Below are 2982 nucleotides of genomic sequence, written 5' to 3' on the forward strand. Positions count from 1 at the left end.
ACCATATGGGCTCGTACGGGGTTTAAGTGGATGTATTTGCTGGTCTCCAATTGATACGCATCGGTTTCAATGAGCTCCGCCCGGTAACGGCCTTGAAGTAAGTGACCTACAAAATGGTTTGGTTAAAGTAAATCGAGTACAGCATATTGATCCTTTGCATGATTTGGTTGATTGGGATATCAAGGGTTTCCATTTGGAGGTGTACGTGGTTTGTCATGAGACAATAGGAGTATAAATAAAAGGGGTTTTGTTTTTGCACTCGCCTGAGTGTAGTGAGGTAAAACTGCCGGTCCTCTTCGTCTCGGAATATATCATGGCGATGGTTTCCCCGACACATGATATGGTAGACAGCACCTGGGTACCAAATGCGATGTTTTCTTGGCATGGATTCTCCTTTCTATGAGGGTTGGAGGTTAATAGAAGAGAATAGACGGGGTTTTAAATTCTGTACATTCTATATTTTACAACAAACCAATTTGGAATATCAAGAGTAGATGTTACTGAAGATTTTGATTAACGGGTATGGAATTTGATCAATTTACAATTCTTTTGTATAATGGAATTAGAATTTGTGCAGAAATAAAAAGAGTCAGGTGTTGGCTCACCTGACTATGCAACTACATGCCGCATGAAGAGCGGCTGACCCAATTGAATAAGTGTTTTGAAAAGAGTAACCTATCCTATTCCATTGGTCGTGGCGGGACGGTTACTTTTTTCTTTGTACGACGATCGCTACGACAATTGTTATTACCCCTATCAAAACTAAATTTGATGTGAGTGCTATCATTATTGCTTCATACGCCGTCATCTTACCACCTCCCTTTCTAAGAGGAAGTGGCCAACCGCCCACCCTGATTTATTTAATTGCCTCTTTCATCCTAGAAATTGCCCCTACCATGTCTATGTTTTCTGTCAACTTAACCTATCTATTATTTCTTTAACTCCTCGTTTTACGAAATAATAGAACAAGAACCTAATCAGTTCTTACTTTAAATTCACCAATGCATCGCTTTATCTTAGTGATGGGGCCAGATCCCTTTGGTGAGGTGAACCACGACAGCGCTTCGCCGTCTGCGATTAATGAGCAGGGAATTTGATCAATTTACAATTCTTTTGTATAATGGAATTAGAAATTGTGCAGAAATAAAAAGGGTCAGGTGCAGAACACCTGACGGGCAATTACATGCCGCAAGAAGAGCGGCTGACCTAAATTTTGAGGTTATTTGAAAAAAGTAACAACCCTTTAACCTTTGGTCGGGAGTGGGGCGGTTACTTTTTTCTTTGTACGGCGATCATTACAACTATGGTTATAACTCCTATCAAAACTAAATTTGATGTGAGTGCGATCATCATTGCTTCATACGCCGTCATTTTACCACCTCCCTTCTTACGGGAAGTGGCCAACCGCCCACCCTGCTTTATGTAATTGCTTCTTCCATCCTAGCAAATTGCCTCTGCCATGTCTATATTTCCTACCAACCTAATCTATCTATTATTTCGTTAACACCTCGTTTTACGAAATAATATTTAAAAAACCTCACCAAAGCAATGCTTTAATTCAGTGATGGGGTCAGACCCCTTTGGTGAGGTGAAGTGCGACAGCGCTTCGCTGTCTGCGATCACTCGGGGTACCTTCCCTGATCCTCTCTTCCCCATACCCCTCCGGATTCCCACTCTGCCAACGCCAGGAATCCAGGCACATCTCCTCAATTCCCCGGAAAGCAACCCATCCCAGTTCTTCCCTCGCCTTCGCTGGATCAGCATAGCACGCAGCCACATCCCCCGGGCGCCGATCAACAATCCGATAGGGCACCTTCTTCCCCGATACTCTCTCAAAAGCCCCTATCATCTCCAGCACAGAATAACCTCGTCCCGTCCCCAAATTATAAGCATCCACACCAGACTCTACCATAATCTTCTCCAAAGCTTTCAAGTGTCCGATCGCAAGATCCACTACATGAATATAATCCCGGACACCTGTCCCGTCCACAGTTGGATAATCATTCCCAAACACCCTTAACTCTTTTAATTTCCCCACAGCAACCTGCGTGATAAAAGGCACCAGATTATTGGGAATACCATTCGGGTCCTCCCCGATTCGGCCACCGCTATGTGCTCCAATGGGGTTGAAATATCGCAGAAGCGCAATACTCCATTCCTGATCAGAAACATAGAGATCACGCATGATTTCTTCTATCATCAGTTTCGTACGTCCATAAGGGTTGGTAGCACTTAGCGGGAAATTCTCCGAGATTGGGACACGATCAGGCATCCCATATACGGTGGCTGAGGAGCTGAAGACCATTTTCTTCACCCCATATTGCTGCATCACATCAACTAAGACCAATGTACCCGTGATGTTGTTGTGATAATACCGAAGTGGAACTTCAACGGACTCCCCTACTGCTTTCAACCCTGCAAAATGAATGACAGCCTCAATCCGATTTTCTATAAATACCTTCTCTAATTCCTCACGATCCTGGAGATCCAATTCATAGAAAGCAAAACTTCGACCGGTTATTTCCTGAACTCTTTGTAATGATTCTGGCTTGCTATTAGAAAAGTTATCGACAACGATAATCTCATATCCTACATTTAGTAATTCTACACAAGTGTGACTTCCAATATATCCTGCTCCCCCAGTTACTAATATCGCCATAAAATATCCTCCGATGACCAAATTCTATGTAAAAGAGTTAAAAAGGTTCAACCATCTCTCCCCATTCAGTAAAGCCCCCAAAATCTAGTAATACACGTTCTCCCAATCTAAGACAACCACCCAAAATTCACACCTTATTAAATCATGATCAGGATTGATAATCCCTTAAACCATATAAAGTCCTTTAATGTTTAAAAATAATTAAAATAATAAGATAGATGGATTATGTGCGAATGTCAATAAAAAAGTAGACCACGTGCTGAGAAAATAGTAGGCCACTAGTGATGGAAAAATAATAGACCATTTTTATAAAAACGCTGAAA

Annotated in this window: 2 protein-coding genes; both read right to left on the minus strand. The window is 42.1% G+C overall.

Translation table 11 applies throughout. The features are described from left to right. Nucleotides 1-106: 106 nt before the first annotated feature. Complete coding sequence (locus J2Z37_RS25155) at nt 107-385, minus strand: transposase (RefSeq protein ID WP_209813075.1); 279 nt, start codon at nt 383-385, stop codon at nt 107-109. A gap of 1185 nt (nt 386-1570) precedes the next feature. Then, a complete protein-coding gene (gene galE, locus J2Z37_RS25160) occupies nt 1571-2659 on the minus strand; it encodes a UDP-glucose 4-epimerase GalE (protein WP_209813076.1) in 1089 nt (362 codons plus the stop codon). Between the last annotated feature and the right edge of the window lie 323 nt (nt 2660-2982).

The organism is Ammoniphilus resinae, from assembly GCF_017873965.1.
Lineage (GTDB): Bacteria > Bacillota > Bacilli > Aneurinibacillales > RAOX-1 > Ammoniphilus_A > Ammoniphilus_A resinae.

Excerpts from the sequence above, each read along its gene's own strand:
- J2Z37_RS25155 (WP_209813075.1), bottom strand. The coding sequence starts at position 385 with ATGCCAAGAAAACATCGCATTTGGTACCCAGGTGCTGTCTACCATATC.
- galE (WP_209813076.1), bottom strand. The coding sequence starts at position 2,659 with ATGGCGATATTAGTAACTGGGGGAGCAGGATATATTGGAAGTCACACT.